Consider the following 13,857-nt stretch of genomic DNA (forward strand, 5'->3'; position numbering starts at 1 on the left):
CATGGGTTCGCTCAACGACGATATTTCAGAGATGCACCTGCTGTTGGGGATCATCCACAATGTGGATGTGGGCCTGGTGGTGCTCGACCGCGACTACCGGATCAAGATCTGGAACCATTTCATGTGGAACCACAGCGGCATCCACCCCTTTACCCTGACCGACAAGAACCTGTTCGAGGAGTTTCCGGAGCTGCCGGTCAAGTGGTTGCAGAAAAAGCTGGATACGGTATTCCTGCTCAACAACCGGGCGTTCTCCTCCTGGCAGCAGCGCCCCTATATCGTCCGTTTCAACAGCTATAACCCGATCACCGGCCGTTCGGACACCATGTTTCAGAACATGACCATCTTCCCACTGACCGGTATCTCGGGTGAGGTGGAGCATGTCTGCCTAATGCTGTACGACGCCACCGATGCCGCCCTGGACGAGCGGGCGCTGCAGTCGGCCAATGAAGAGCTGGACCGGTTGGGACGCACCGACGGCCTGACCGGCCTGTACAACCGCCGCGCCTGGGAGCACCACCTGGAGAATGAATTCAAGCGTTTTCCGCGTAGCGGCAAACCGCGCACCCTGGTGATGTTCGATATCGACCACTTCAAGAAGGTGAACGACACCTACGGCCACCAGGCCGGCGATGAGGTGATCCGCATCACCTCGGCCCTGCTGCAGGAGACCAAGCGGGAGATCGACATCGCCGGTCGTTACGGCGGTGAGGAGTTCTGCGTCATCCTGCTGGATACCGACTGCCAGGGCGGCAGGATCTTCGCGGAGCGTCTGCGCCACGCAGTGGAGACGACCCGGGTGAATTACGACGGCCAGGAGATCCGCTTCCGCATCAGCCTGGGAGTGGCCGAGATCCGTGAGGACTTAGCCAACCACAGCGTATGGCTGGAACAGGCGGACAAGGCGCTCTACCAGTCCAAGGAGGGCGGCCGAAACCGCACCACGCTCTACACGGCGGAGTAAGGACCATCCGGCGGGCACGGCCCGGCTACGGCTGGTGCCGAAGCAATGCGGGAACGGCAAGACCGCCCATATCCGAACCACGGATCCACACGGATGGACACAGATGGGTTCACCCTGCCGGGCACATGCATGCCCCTGCCCGACCAACTGCCTACCGGGGCTTCCCTAGGAGCCTGTCGGATTTAACACTAACCTACTGCGGAAAAGCCGAATTTGGCCATATTTTCCGATCTTTCTCGTTAAATAGGTCCACTATTCGCCTCGAAAGATCAAAAAATCTGGCTCAAATCGGCTTTCCCTCGCTACGGTCGGTCAAACCCGACAGGCTCCTAGCCAAAATCCGTGTGTATCCGTGTCCATCCGTGGTGCTTCCTAAGCCATAGGGGATCCCGTAGGCACCGTGATTTGTTGGATTGTCCCGGCAGGCACGGCCCGCCCCATGGAAATACCGACTTATCCCGCCCGGGATTCGCCCGGTCTGGACGCCACCTTGTCGCGCAGATAGACCGGCGCGGCCAGCTCCGCCGCCACCGACTCGCCACGGGCAAAACCGGCCGTACCCAGCAGCGCCACGTCGTGGGCACTGCAGAGCAGATCCGCATTCACCTCCCCGACCGCGTCACCCAGCCGCTGGTCCAACAGATCCCGGTAGCTACCCCAACCGGCCCCGACACCCTGCCAGCCGCCACCGTCCGGCAAGGTCACCCGGTCGGGCGCGCACACCTCATCGGCCACCCGGGCCGAAACCAGGCCCTGGGCATCCACTTCATAGGCACCCCAGTAGACCTCCCGCATGCGCGCGTCGTAGGCCGGCAGCAGACGCCGCCAACCCAGCTCGCGGAAGCCCCGCTGCGCCAGAGCGGCCAGGGTGGATACCGGGACCACCGGCAGATCGGCGGCGAAGGCGGCGCCCTGCGCCACACCCACCGCTATGCGCACCCCGGTGAAGGCGCCGGGCCCGCGGCCGAAGGCGATGGCATCCAGCGCCGCGAGTGTCACCCCGGCCTCGGCCAGCAGCTCATCCAGCATCGGCAATATCAGTTGACTGTGCATGCGCGGTTGCACCTGGTAACGCTCGATGACGTTCCCGTCGATCAACAACGCGGCGGAACAGGCTTCAGTGGCGGTTTCCAGGGCAAGTATCTTCATGGCGACCGATTGTAGCCCAGCTCCTGTCGAAAGTGGCTTTTTTTGCTGACCGCGCCACCCGGATCATGCATCCATTCCACCACTCGACACAGTGACTCCAGCCCCCCGCTGCCTGCTATGCTTAATTTATAACCACTTGGACAGTACCGCTGACTTTGGCGTTGCTGCGGAGCGGGTCGCTGACGCTACCGTCCCTTATCAGGTTCCTAGCGACCCTTCCCCGGTCCCGCCCGCGCCCCGGCTACGGGTGTGGCCGGCAATTATCGCACACGTCCTGTGTGGCGCCGGGTAGGGTTTACCGTGTGATGCCCGGAATACCATTCGACCAAGAGCGACTCCCCGCTACGAGCGGTACCGACACGACGATGCCAGGCCAGGGGCTCGCCCTGTTCACGGATCTCTACGAGCTGACCATGCTTCAGGCCTACCTCGAGGAGGGCCTGACCGAACCGGCGGTTTTCAGTCTGTCCGTACGCCGCCTCCCGGCACGCCGCAACTACCTGCTCGCCTGCGGCATGGACAGCGTGATCGGGTATCTGCAGCAGCTGCGTTTCCGCGACGACGATCTCGCCTATCTCGCCTCGCTCCAACTGTTCAGCGACCGGTTCTTGTCCTGGCTCGGCGCATTCCGCTTCAGCGGGGAGATGCAAGCCGTTCCCGAGGGCACACCGGTGTTCGCCAATGAACCCATACTCGAGGTTTCGGCACCGCTGCCGGAGGCGCAACTCATCGAGACGCTGATCATGAACCAGGTGCACCTGCAGACCGTGCTGGCCTCCAAGGCGGCCCGGGTGGTGGCCGCGGCGCAGGGGCGGCCGGTGATCGATTTCGGCGCCCGGCGCATGCATGGCCTCGATGCCGCGCTGAAGGCCGCCCGGGCGTTTTATATCGGCGGGGTCACGGCGACGTCGAATGTATTGGCCGGCAAGCACTACGCTATCCCGGTCGCCGGCACCATGGCGCACAGCTACGTGCAGGCGCACGAGGACGAGGCGGCGGCATTCCGCGCATTCGCGCGACTCTATCCGCAAACCATACTGCTGGTGGACACCTACGATACGCTGGCCGGCGTGGGCAAGGTCATCGAGCTGGCCCAGGCGCCCGGCAACGACTTCCAGGTGCGCGGGGTGCGGCTCGACTCCGGCGATCTCGCGCAGCTCGCCGGCGCGGCGCGGCACCTGCTCGACGCTGCCGGTTTGCAGCGGGTCGAGATCTTCGCCAGCGGCGGGCTCGACGAGGAAGCCATTGCCGGCCTGCTGGCGTCCGGCGCCCCCATCGACGGCTTCGGGGTGGGCACCCACATGGGCGTCTCCAGCGATGCCCCCGATCTGGATATCGCCTACAAGCTGTGCGAGTACGCGGGCGAAGGGCGCTTGAAGCTCTCCTCGGGAAAGCCGGTGCTGCCGGGACCCAAACAGGTTTTCCGGGTGCTGGAAGGCGAACGCGCCGTGCGCGACATCATCGCACGCCGCGACGAGCACTGTCCTGGATCCGCGCTGCTGGAACCGGTAATGCGCAATGGCACCCGGGTCTCGACGACCCGGCCGCTGGCCCAGATCCGCGCCTATGCGCGTGCGCAGATAGAGCGCCTGCCCGCCGCCGTGCGGGCGAACACGCCCGCCACCCCGCCCTATCCGGTGACGGTGAGCGCGGAACTGTCGCGGTTCCAACACCACGTCAGGGATAAAGTGGCGCATTTATGACCAGGCAACTGGAGGCGCAACATGGATCACATCGAAGAGTTACTGCAACCGGGGGATGGCCTGCTTCTGGTGGATGTCCAGAATGATTTCTGCCCCGGGGGTGCGCTTCCGATCAGCGGCGGTGACGGGATCGTCCCCCTGCTCAATCACTGGATTGCCGCGGCTAGCGCCAGGGGGGTGCCGATCTATGCCTCGCGTGACTGGCACCCGGCCGGCCACATCAGCTTCCAGGAGCAAGGCGGACCCTGGCCGGTGCATTGCCTGCAGGACACGCCGGGGGCGATGTTCCATCCCGACCTGCAACTGCCGGGGTCCGTGGTAAAGGTCACCAAGGGCGTACGCTTCGACCATGACCAGAACTCCGCGCTCGACGCAACCGGGCTGGAGGTCCGGCTGCGCCGCGATGGGGTCAGGCGGTTGTGGATCGGCGGGCTGGCCGAGGACGTCTGCGTGCGGGCCAGCGTGCTCGACGCCCTGCAGGCGGGTTTTGCGGTCGTGCTGATCGGTGACGGCACACGCCCGGTGACCTGGGAGAATGGCGTCAAGGCACGCCGGGAGATGCAGGACGCCGGTGCCGAGGTGCACATCACGGGACCAACCGGTCGGTGATGCCGCGGGTACGCGATGCCGCGATCGCGAGCCAGGTCCGGCCTGTGGGCGAAGGGCGCGTTTCATCGGCGCCTGGAATATTTTCCGCCTACAATTGGGGATAGATTCATTCCGAGTAGGGAGCCCGTTATGTACTTTGGCAAGAAATATGAAACCGCGCGGCCAGGGGGGAGTGTCGCCGACGAGCGCCGGGCGATCCTGCGCCGCCACCTGATCTATTACCTGCGGGTATGGGACACCGCAACGGACCAGCTGCTCGGGCATATCGTGGATATCAACACCGACGGCCTGATGCTGATCAGCGAGAAACCGATCGAAACCGGCAAGCCGTTCGACCTGGAGATCCGCTGTCAGGGCATCGCGGGCGCACCGGAGACGATCCGCTTTGCCGCGGTCAGCCGCTGGAGCAACAACGACGTCAACAGCGCCTTCTACGATACCGGCTTCCAGCTGGTCGATCCCTCGGAAGAGATCCTGGAACCGATCCGCCAGATGATCCGCCAGTACGGCTTCGGCGACTGAGTCGCGGCGCATCCAATCAGCCATTCCCCAATGGCGGGCCGCGCCCGCCGCCACGTTACCCCGTACAGGCACGGCGCCCACGGAGCGCCCAAGGTCTATTTGGTTTCATCCGCGGTTGCTTCTCCATGCTCCGCATCCGGCCCGGCCTGAAAAAACCGCACCACATCCTCCAGCTCCCGGGTGCGCGCCATCGGCGGCATGCTCTCCAGGAACAGGTGACCGTAGCCCTTCTTCAGCAGGCGCGGATCGCAGATCACCAGCACCCCGCGATCGGTCTCGTCGCGGATCAGCCGCCCCGCCCCCTGCTTCAGGGCAATCGCCGCCTGCGGGACCTGAAACTCCATAAACGGATTCCCGCCCTGCCTGCGCAGGGCATCGATCCGCGCCTGCAGCACCGGATCGCCCGGGGAGGCGAACGGCAGCTTGTCGATAATGACGCAGGAGAGCGCATCCCCGCGCACATCCACCCCTTCCCAGAAGCTGGCGGTACCCAGCAGCACCGCATTGCCCAGTTGGCGAAAACGGGCCAGCAGCTCCCCCTTCGGCATACTCCCCTGTACCAGCAGCGGGTAGTCGAGCCGCTCCGCCAGGCAGTCGGCCGCCTCGCGCAGCGCCCGGTGGCTGGTGAACAGGATAAAGGCGCGCCCCTCGCTGGCCTGGATCACCGGCACCGCCACCTCCAGCACCGCCTGGGTGTAGTGCGGCTCGCGCGGTTGGGGCATACCCCGGGGGACGTACCAGAGCGCCTGGTGTTGATAGTCGAACGGGCTGTCCCAGCAGGCGGTGCGCGCCTCGCTCAGACCCAGTTGGCGCTGAAAGTGGTCAAAACGCCCGCCCACCGCCAGGGTGGCCGAGGTGAAGATCCAGCTGCCGGGATGGCTGGCCATGCGCGCCTGGAACAGGGCGGAGATGTCCAGCGGGGTGCGATTGAGACGGAAACTCTGACTATAGGTCTCGAACCAGCGGATGTATTCCCCCTGCGCCTCGTCCTCGCGGGTCAGCTCATCGAGACATTGGCGGATCGCCTTGCAGCGGGTGAGGCAGCTGTCCAGCCCCTTGCCACGCCCTTCGACCAGCTGCAGCAGCTCGATCATCTTGGCCAGCGCCCCATCCAGCTGATCCAGGGCGCGCAGGATCTGGCGATCGGCGGCGATCTCCGTCCAGGGGCCGCGACGCAACTCCAGGCCGAACAGCAGGCGCAGGTCGCGCACCCCTTTGGCCAGTTGCGCCGACTGCTCCGGCACCGCCTTGATATCCCCCGCCTCGCGCTGGTACTCGGTATCGATATCGCGACACAGATCCAGCAGCTGGCGGCCGCTGATCCCGGAACCGAAGAAGTTGCCCGCCACCTCGGGGAGCTGATGCGCCTCGTCCACCACGAAGCAGTCCGCGCCCGGCAGCAGCTCGCCGAAACCGCCCTCCTTGAGGGCAAAATCGGCACACAACAGGTGGTGATTGATCACCACCAGATCCGCCTCCTGGGCTCGCCGCCGCGCCTCCACCAAATGGCAGGCGCTGTAGTCACCGCACTCCGCCCCCAGGCAGTTCTCCGTGGTGGAGGTGACCAGCGGCCAGATACGGGCATCTTCCGGAATATCGGTGAGTTCGGCGACATCGCCGCTGCGGGTGCGCCCCGACCAGCGCTGTACCTGCATCAGTTGATCCACCATCTCGCGGCTGTTGAGCCGCCCCTCCAGCAGGGTCATCTCCATGCGGTGGATACAGAGATAGTTGGCGCGGCCCTTGAGCAGGGCCACATCGACCGGCACCGCCAGGGCCTGGCGGACCCGGGGCAGGTCGCGGTGAAACAGCTGATCCTGCAGATTCTTGGTGCCGGTGGAGATGATCACCTTCTGCCCCGAGAGCAGGGCCGGGACCAGGTAGGCATAGGTCTTGCCGGTGCCGGTGCCGGCCTCGCTGATCAGCACCTCACCCCGGGTCATGGCCTCCATGACCGCCACCGCCATCGCCTCCTGCTGGGGACGGTAGGTAAACCCCTCCACGCAGTTGGCCAGCAGGCCGTCGGGACCCAGGATTTCGCTGATTTCAGACATGATGTGGTTTAATCGTTGTGGTCGCGGGACCAGGCCAGCCGGCCGATGATCTTGAACCGGGCCACCGAGAGTGCGCCGCGCTTGGCCCGGCCGCTGCTGGATTTGTCCATGAATTCGAACAGTTCCTCGCGCTCCGCCTCGTAGATCTCATATGGTTCATACTCCTCATCCATGAGCACCAGCACCACACAGTCCCAGGGCTGGTCCGCCTTGATCTGGCCGATGCGCTGGCCGGTCTTGCTCTCATCGAATATGGTCCGGCTCTTGATCTGGATACGCCGGCCATCGCGCGCCGGATCGAGCGCATCGTAACCCCCGACCGCGGCATCGACCGGGGTCAGATGCAGCAGCCGGATGGCGTCATGCAGGGCGATCTCGTTGCTGATGCCGGGCAAAGGCTTACCCATGGCCCGCCGATACTCCGCTGCGAGCTGGCGTGCCTGGCCGATCAATTTGTCAGCGGCATAGAGGCTCATGCCGATAAATCTCCCCGGATATCAATGGCTTTCAGCGGGATTGTATCCTAAACCGTTGGCGACTGCCGCATCCTCGATCGGGCATCAGGCAAAAACATCCGCACTCGGAGACTCACTGCAGCCTCCGCGCCTTGCGCTCGGCCACCTTGGCACCGGAAACATCCCCCGCGGCGCGGCGCGCCCGGGCAATCAGCTGCCAGCCGTCCCGTTTCAAGGCCACATCGCCACCTGCCAGGGTGAGGGATTTGTTGGCCAGATCGGCGGCCAGGAGATGGCGGCCCTGGGTCAGGCGCAGGCTGGCCAGCCGGTACCAGAGATGGGCGTTGCGCGGCTCGATACGCAGCGCCCGCTCGATGGTGCCGACCGCCCCGTTCAGGTCATCGGTCCGCTCCTGTTCCAGCGCGGTCTTCAGCAACGCGCCCACCGCCCTGCTATGCAGCGGGGTGAGGGGAATGGCCGGTGCCGGTTCATAGGCGGTGATCTGTATCCCTCGCTCCTCGGCCGGCGTCACCACGGCCGCATTGTCCGGCACGCTGGAGACGGGAGCCGGTTGGCGTTGTCCGGCGGAATCCAGCGGGCGCTGCGGGGCCGTGTAGCAACCGGCCAGCAGCAGCCCCGGTAACAGCAGTGCCGTATATCTTTTCCAGTTCATTCAAAAAAACTCCGAAACAGACGCCGGATCGAGGTCCCCGGCCGGCCCGCGCAGGCGGCGGTGACCGTGGGCGCCGAACCGGCGATAAAAGGATACTGCAGCGCATCCGCGCACCCTTCGTCGGCCCTGAAGCCGGAGCCCGGATCAATCCACACCGTCTCCACCGAATCGGGCCTCAGCAGGGAGAGCGGCAACGGATGCATACGCCGCATCATATCACCCCAGACCTGCAGCGCACCCGCCGCCCCGGTCAAACCTGCCGGCTGGTTGTCGTCACGCCCGACCCAGACCACGGCCACCTTGTCGCCGCTGAAGCCGGCAAACCAGCTGTCGCGCAACTCATCGGTGGTGCCGGTCTTGCCGGCGATGTTCAGCGAACTGTCGAGATAGCTGGCCAGCCCGCGCCCGGTGCCGCTGCGCACCACCTCCTGCAGATTGCGGTTGAGCAGGTAGACCGGGGCGGCGTCCACCGCCTGGCGCACCGTCAGGGGATAGCGCTGCAACGGCTGGCCGCTGCTCGACTGAACCCCGCGAATCGCCCGCAGGGGCGAATAGAAACCGCCGGCGGCGAAGGTCTGGTAGAGCTGGGCGACCTCCAGCGGCGACAGGGAGAGCGAGCCCAGCAACATCGCCGGGACGCGGTTGACCGGCCGGCTGATGCCCAGCCGCTCCAGCAGGTCGGCGACCGTCCCCAAACCGAGATCCATGCCGAGCCGGACCGTCGCCAGGTTGTAGGATTTGGCCAGGGCCAGATGCAGCGGCACCTGCCCATGGAAACTGCGATCGTAATTTTCCGGGACCCAACGCTCGCCTTCCCGGCCGGCGATACTCAGGGGGCCATCATCCAGCCGGGTCACCAGATTGTAGCGGTCGGACTGCTGCAGCGCCGCCAGATAGACCACGGGCTTGACCAGTGACCCGATCGGCCGGACCGCATCCAGGGCACGGTTGAAACCGGCATAGCGGGCACTCCGTCCCCCCACCAGGGCTCGCACCTCGCCGCTCTCGCCGTCCACCAGCACCGCCGCGCTCTCCAGTTTTCCGCCAGGCAGGCCGTGCTGCTTCTCCAGGGTGCCCAGGCGCGCCGCCACGGCGGTTTCGACCAGCTGCTGTGCCCAGGGGTCGAGCGTGGTGAAGATGCGCAACCCCTCCGAGGTGAGATCCTCCTCCCGATAGTCCCGGTGCAGCTGCCGCCTGACCAGATCCATGAAGGCCGGATAACTGCCCCGGCCGTCGCCTTTCTGCTGCACCCCCAGCGGTCGCCGTTGTGCGGCGGCGGCCTGCTTGGCGGTGATCACCCCCTGCTCCTGCATCACCCTGAGTACCAGGTCGCGGCGCTCCTTGGCGCGTTGCGGATGGCGCCTGGGATCGTAATAGGAGGGGCCACGCACCTGGGCCACCAGCAACGCCAGTTGCGACAGATCCAGCTCCTGCAGGCTGCGGTTGAAGTAGAAGTGACTGGCCAGGCCGAAGCCATGAATGGCCCGCCCGCCATCCTGGCCCAGGTAGATCTCGTTGGCGTAGGCAGCGAGGATATCCTCCTTGTCGTAATGGGCCTCCAGCAGCAATGCCATGGCGGCCTCGTTCAGCTTGCGCCAGAGGCTGCGCTCCCGGGTCAGGTAGAAATTCTTCACCAGCTGTTGGGTCAGGGTGCTCCCCCCCTGCACCACCCCACCGGCGCGCAGGTTGGCCCAGATCGCCCGGGCGATGGCCCGGGGATCGACTCCATGGTGCTGATAGAAGGTACGGTCTTCCATCACGATCAGCGCCTGCACCAGCGGGTCGGGCAGCTCCTGGCGCTGTACCAGGACCCGGTCCTCGTTGTGTGCCGGATAGATGCTGCCGATCTCGGGCGCCTCCAGCCGTACCAGGGCCAGCTCCCCGCCGCTCACCTCGGCCAGTCGCTCGATCTGTTCTCCCGCAAAGCGGATGTCCAGGAAGCGTCCCGGCTCCTGACTGTCCCAGAAACGGAAATCACGCGCCCTGATCAGGAAGCGCCCGGCGTTGCGCGACCAGCTGGCCGCCAGTTTGGGGTAGGGAACCTGCCGATAGCCCATACGCTGCAGCTCAGCCACCAGCTGATCCGGGGTGACCGGCGCCCCCGGGTAGAGCTCCAGCGGCCGCCCGTACACCCGCGCGGGGACGGCCCAGCGCTTGCCCTCGAACTTGACCCTGACGGTGCGATCCAGATAGATCAGGTAGGCCCCCAGCACCAGGGAAAAGAGGAAGCCGAGGGCCAGCAGCCGAGCGATCCAGCGCCGGGCCAGACCTGTCGAACGGCGCTTCCGGCGGCCGGAGGTGGTTTTTCGTTTGGCGGGGGTGCGGGAACGTTTTTTGGGTGTTTTGGCCATCGGCTGCTAGTTGGATACTCGTACTGTGTCGTGGGGCCTGCCGGTGCGGCCGGCGGCGAAGTTGGTGGCTACAGTTTGTCGGCCAACGGGAACAGCTGCAGCCGCTGGGCAATCCGGTCGTGCAGCGTATTCACCCAGGGCGGGGCATGTTCCGCCGGCGGACGTGATCTGAAGCGGTAATCCCGGGGTGTGATCAGTACCGACACATTCTCCTCGCCGATCATCGCGGTCAGCACAAACAGCTCCTCGGCGGCACTGTTGCCCATCGCCAGGCAGCCGGTGGATACCTGCCCGCCGTGAATAAAGATATCCCCGCCCAGGTTGCGCCGGCCATCGAGCTCCGCCTGCCGACGGTCATAGGCGTTGGGATAATCCAGTTTCAACGAAAGGTGGTAGGCACTGTTGGGGTTTAAAAGTTCAATCCGGTACTCCCCTTCCGGTACCTGCCGGTCACCCTCCCTGAGCTTCGGGCCGGTGCGACCGCTCATCGCCTTCACCCGGTAGTCCTTGATGTGTTGCCAGGGGCCGTCGTTCATTGCCCACAGCTCCATCAGCCGGGTATCCTTGAAGGCCACCAGCGCGACCCGCTGCGGAGGCCAGTCGACATCGGCGAATTGAAATCTTGGCTGCAACCGCGCCTCCACCTTGTCGCTGTAGTGGGACAGCACATCCGCTACCGTACGGGGCGCCGCAGCCGCCATAGCCGGCATCTGCAGAAGAGACAGCAGGCCGACCATGAGGATTCCGATCTGCCGTAAAAATACGCTCCCCGGAACAGCCGGGGGTGATTGCTGAAATACCTGAACGCTCATGCCCTGCATATCTACACTATCCCGTCGCAAAATGAAACCGCGGGACCCGGCCGCTCCTCCCGCCCGGCCTCGGGGTCCGTGCAGATTGGACACTCCGCGTCGGCCGGGCGTTGCGCAGTCACTAAAATCTGCGATCAAACGCACAACGCGGACGCCGCCACCGACTAAAATATCAGCAATGTCATCAGGGACGAGAATCAGAGGGGCAACATGGCATGTGGGTGATTATTCCGGGCATACCGCTCAGCACTTCCCAGAGCGAACTGCGGCAGTTTCTCAACCGACGGCTCAAACGCAAAGGCTGGCTCGGACTCTCCATCAGGCGGCGGAACCGGCTGAAAAGCTACTCGATTCTCAGGATGACCGACCAGTTGACCGGGAGCGTGGAGTGTCACGGCCTGGCCGAACTGGAGACCGCCGGGCGGGACGAAGAGACCTTGCGGAACCTGAACGGCCATCAGCTGCATGGCCGGCCGGTGGCGGCCCGCAAGTACTATCATCGGTCGACCAAGGCACACCGGGAGGCCCACATGGAGGAGCGGGAGAGCCCATCCGGGCGACCGGAGCGCCGCCGTCCTGGCCTGCATATCGAGATGCTGGGACCGGGGCCGGTCGATTCACTGTTGCAGCGTCGCTGAATCCCTCCGAACCGGTTCGGGTCCGGGCGCCGCGGGATGCCGCAAATAAATACGAATAAGGTTACTGGACTATCCGGTTAAGTAACGCAGCCACTACATGTTGTGGTCATGTTAGTCACCCCCGCCTTACCAATTGTATCGATGGGTTGATGGGTTACGTCGTCCCTCCTCCACCCATCCTGCTCGCTACCCACTCAATCGCTCGACGACGACGACTTCAGCTCCTCTTCGAACGCCTTGACCACGTCCCGGAACTTGACCCTGTTCTCCTCGTTCAGGTTCATCAGGGCGCGGTGCGCCTCCAGCAGCAACCGGCCGTTTGCCGGGCCGCCACTCTCCAGCGCATGGATCTCGTCCGGCTCGTCCCAGGCCGCGACCGGCTCATCGACTATGGTGAACACATCATCGAAACCCACCGCCGCCAGCAGTTCATTGATATCGGGCTGGCTTGATATCAGGGTCACTTTCGGCAACTTGGCCTTCTGCATCGCCCTGGCCAGCCGGGCCAGTATGCCCAGATTGGTGCTGTCGATACTCTCCGCCCGGGTCAGGTCAACGACAAAGCCGTGGATATTCGGCTGCTGCAGCAGTTGCTGGAGATAGCGGTCCAGCGCCACACAGAGCGTGTGCCGGACATCGCCGCGATAATAAAGGACTTCCACCCCATTGTGCGATCCATGCAGTATTTGGCCATTACCCATCTCTCTCACCACGCCCGATAGATAAAAACGCGATATCGTCCGGTATCTCATCGAGCCTTTCAATATCGAACCGCTCCACCAGCTCCTCTATGGTCGGCGTCCCTCGGGTGACCATCTGCAACAGCCACTCGGTTCGCCGGCGCGCCGAGTCCCGGGGAAACAGCTCCAGGATACCGTCCGAGATCATCAGAAACTGTTGCACCGATTGAAAATCGATCTGATGCTGGGTATAGATTGAATCCTCGAACAGACCCACCGGCTTGTCGTGAAGGGTCAGGGTACTGATCTTTTCGCCATCGAACAGGATCGGGTAGGGGAATTGGCCACCGGAGCAGAAGCGCAGCCGGTGCTCCCGAACATCCAGCACACCATAAAAGATGGTCAGATATTTTTCGATCGGTGACTGGTAGATTGCCCGGTTCAGATGATCCAGCATCTCCTGGGGCTGGCGTATCACTTCATCCTGGGAACGCTGGAAGGCATCCAGGTGCTTTTCAAACAGCGTCTTCAACATCACGGTGACAAAGGCGGAAGCGGCGCCATGCCCGGAGATATCGGCAATATAAAAACCCACTTCGTAGTTGCCGATGGGAAAATAGTCGACAAAGTCGCCGCTCAACAACAGCGAGGGGAAGAGCTTGCGCCGGAACAGGTAATCACCGAATTGCGCCTCGGGGGGCGGCAGCAGACTGGACTGCAGGGCGCGCGCCGCCTCTTCGTCCTCGCGTAACTGACCCAGGGCGATGGAGAGTTCCTGATTGAGGGCCTCCAGGTGTTTCTGGTGATCCCGGTTCTCCTTGATTAAACGCGCCCGGTTCAGGGCGCGCTCGATCGCCGTATCCAGGATCTGAAAATCCACAATCGGCTTGGTGATGTAATCCCAGGCGCCCCGCTTTAACGCCTGGATGGCGTCACTCACCTGGTTGGCGCCCGACACTATGATGATGGGGGTGTCGGGCGAGAGTTCAGCCAGGGTTGAGAGCACATCCAGCCCATCGATGCCGGGCAGCCGCAGGTCACACAGAACCAGATCCGGCTTGGCCCGGTTGAACATCTCAATCCCTTCGACACCGTTGGTCGCCTCAAGAAAACCGTACTCCAAATCCTCCAGATGCGCCACCAGGCTGCGTCGAACCGCTGTCTCATCCTCGATGGTTAATATTTTTACTGCCTGATCCATTACAGTTCCAGGGATTGTTCTTCTCTCTCGCCAACGCATTATGCTT

13 protein-coding genes are annotated in these 13,857 nt (G+C 64.0%); 5 read left to right on the top strand and 8 right to left on the bottom strand.

Translation table 11 applies throughout. From position 1 onward, the window contains the following. Nucleotide 1: 1 nt before the first annotated feature. Entirely contained in the window at nt 2–964 is a 963-nt protein-coding gene (locus O9K64_RS15490) for a GGDEF domain-containing protein (RefSeq protein WP_275098991.1), read from the top strand. Nucleotides 965–1,417: 453 nt separating this feature from the next. Here O9K64_RS15490 and tsaB read toward each other — a convergent pair whose 3' ends face one another. Beyond that, nucleotides 1,418–2,113 carry a tRNA (adenosine(37)-N6)-threonylcarbamoyltransferase complex dimerization subunit type 1 TsaB gene (gene tsaB, locus O9K64_RS15495; protein ID WP_275098992.1) on the bottom strand — a complete coding sequence of 232 codons (696 nt, stop codon included), beginning with the start codon at nt 2,111–2,113 and terminating at the stop codon, nt 1,418–1,420. A gap of 365 nt (nt 2,114–2,478) precedes the next feature. Here tsaB and O9K64_RS15500 point away from each other — a divergent pair, with 365 nt between their 5' ends. The 3 genes from O9K64_RS15500 (at nt 2,479) to O9K64_RS15510 (ending at nt 4,947) form a co-directional block, all read left to right on the top strand. Further along, nucleotides 2,479–3,816: a nicotinate phosphoribosyltransferase gene (locus O9K64_RS15500; protein ID WP_275098993.1), complete on the top strand. Its 1,338-nt coding sequence runs from the start codon at nt 2,479–2,481 to the stop codon at nt 3,814–3,816. 21 nt (nt 3,817–3,837) lie between these two features. Continuing rightward, nucleotides 3,838–4,425 (top strand): isochorismatase family protein, encoded by a 588-nt coding sequence (locus O9K64_RS15505; RefSeq protein WP_275098994.1) that lies wholly within the window; start codon nt 3,838–3,840, stop codon nt 4,423–4,425. 129 nt (nt 4,426–4,554) lie between these two features. Continuing rightward, nucleotides 4,555–4,947, top strand: a complete 393-nt coding sequence (locus O9K64_RS15510) for a PilZ domain-containing protein (protein WP_275098995.1) — start codon at nt 4,555–4,557, stop codon at nt 4,945–4,947. A gap of 95 nt (nt 4,948–5,042) precedes the next feature. On the opposite strand, the gene O9K64_RS15515 is transcribed toward O9K64_RS15510, so the two are convergent. From O9K64_RS15515 to O9K64_RS15535, 5 genes are all read right to left on the bottom strand, one after another. Next, a complete protein-coding gene (locus O9K64_RS15515; protein WP_275098996.1) occupies nt 5,043–7,001 on the bottom strand; it encodes an ATP-dependent DNA helicase in 1,959 nt (652 codons plus the stop codon). 8 nt (nt 7,002–7,009) lie between these two features. Further along, on the bottom strand, nt 7,010–7,477 hold the full coding sequence (locus O9K64_RS15520; protein WP_275098997.1) for a hypothetical protein: 468 nt from the start codon (nt 7,475–7,477) through the stop codon (nt 7,010–7,012). A 112-nt stretch (nt 7,478–7,589) separates the two neighbouring features. Continuing rightward, nucleotides 7,590–8,129 carry a hypothetical protein gene (locus O9K64_RS15525; protein ID WP_275098998.1) on the bottom strand — a complete coding sequence of 180 codons (540 nt, stop codon included), beginning with the start codon at nt 8,127–8,129 and terminating at the stop codon, nt 7,590–7,592. Beyond that, the gene (gene mrcB / locus O9K64_RS15530) at nt 8,126–10,480 is read right to left on the bottom strand and encodes a penicillin-binding protein 1B (RefSeq protein WP_275098999.1); all 2,355 of its coding nucleotides are present in this window, start codon (nt 10,478–10,480) and stop codon (nt 8,126–8,128) included. The genes O9K64_RS15525 and mrcB overlap by 4 nt, the downstream gene beginning before the upstream one ends. A 68-nt stretch (nt 10,481–10,548) precedes the next feature. After that, on the bottom strand, nt 10,549–11,217 hold the full coding sequence (locus tag O9K64_RS15535; protein ID WP_275099000.1) for a L,D-transpeptidase family protein: 669 nt from the start codon (nt 11,215–11,217) through the stop codon (nt 10,549–10,551). A 290-nt stretch (nt 11,218–11,507) separates the two neighbouring features. On the opposite strand from O9K64_RS15535, the gene O9K64_RS15540 reads away from it, so the two are divergent. Continuing rightward, a complete protein-coding gene (locus tag O9K64_RS15540; RefSeq protein ID WP_275099001.1) occupies nt 11,508–11,930 on the top strand; it encodes a hypothetical protein in 423 nt (140 codons plus the stop codon). Between the two features lie 194 nt (nt 11,931–12,124). On the opposite strand, the gene O9K64_RS15545 is transcribed toward O9K64_RS15540, so the two are convergent. Next, nucleotides 12,125–12,631: an STAS domain-containing protein gene (locus O9K64_RS15545; protein ID WP_275099002.1), complete on the bottom strand. Its 507-nt coding sequence runs from the start codon at nt 12,629–12,631 to the stop codon at nt 12,125–12,127. Then, nucleotides 12,624–13,811, bottom strand: coding sequence for a response regulator (locus O9K64_RS15550; protein WP_275099003.1), 1,188 nt, complete (start codon nt 13,809–13,811; stop codon nt 12,624–12,626). The genes O9K64_RS15545 and O9K64_RS15550 overlap by 8 nt, the downstream gene beginning before the upstream one ends. Nucleotides 13,812–13,857 lie beyond the last annotated feature (46 nt).

Source organism: Sedimenticola hydrogenitrophicus, from assembly GCF_029017505.1.
Lineage (GTDB): Bacteria > Pseudomonadota > Gammaproteobacteria > Chromatiales > Chromatiaceae > Sedimenticola > Sedimenticola hydrogenitrophicus_A.